This window comes from Salinimicrobium oceani (assembly GCF_012037645.1).
Genome location: NZ_JAAVJR010001702.1, coordinates 1 through 279, shown reverse-complemented (window position 1 = coordinate 279; position 279 = coordinate 1). Strand labels below are relative to the sequence as shown.

General features: G+C 35.8%; 1 protein-coding gene. It reads left to right on the top strand.

The window, feature by feature from the left end:
* A partial coding sequence (locus HC175_RS24095) for a hypothetical protein (protein WP_209310243.1) occupies positions 1 to 231 on the top strand: 231 nt, incomplete at its 5' end.
* Between the last annotated feature and the right edge of the window lie 48 nt (positions 232 to 279).

The window sequence follows — 279 nt, the reverse complement described above, 5'->3', positions numbered from 1 at the left end:
ATTAACAGCGAGTTTCAATGGGACAAGGAAAAATTTTCAATCAACTTGGAAAGCTGTCAGGATCATCATTTTAATATCGAGCTAAAATTTTCAAGACCTTTATTTAATAGAGAGAAGAATCTAAGCCTAGTCTTCCTGGAACAAAGCTCGATAGCCGATTATTCGATGTCACTAATTCTACTTAAAAAGGAGAATGGAAAATGGAAAAGGTTATGGTCTCTTGCTATGTAGTACAATAAATTTGACAGTGACCTCCCGGGCTTCATGGTTTATTCATGC